This is a genomic window from Akkermansia sp. GGCC_0220 (assembly GCF_017566105.1).
Lineage (GTDB): Bacteria > Verrucomicrobiota > Verrucomicrobiia > Verrucomicrobiales > Akkermansiaceae > Akkermansia > Akkermansia massiliensis.
Genome location: NZ_JABFCI010000144.1, coordinates 1 through 222, shown reverse-complemented (window position 1 = coordinate 222; position 222 = coordinate 1). Strand labels below are relative to the sequence as shown.

Sequence of the window (222 nt, the reverse complement as noted above, 5' to 3'; positions counted from 1 at the left end):
CCTTCAGCCAACTCTTCTACAGTCTGCTTATTAGAAGCAAACGTTGCATCCAAGTCCCATTTAAAGTTACGTGTTTCTACAGGAGTCAAGCCCAAAGTTACTTCGACACCCTTATTGGCAATCTTTCCGGCATTGATATTATTAGCAAAGTAACCTGTTGACAACGGGACATCAATACTTACAATCTGATTCTTTGTGATATTGCTATAATAAGTCATATCC

1 protein-coding gene is annotated in these 222 nt (G+C 38.7%); it reads right to left on the bottom strand.

What is annotated here, in order from left to right; all coding sequences use genetic code 11:
• The coding region (locus tag HJW02_RS13335; protein WP_208050731.1) for a TonB-dependent receptor at positions 1-222 on the bottom strand (222 nt) is incomplete at both ends.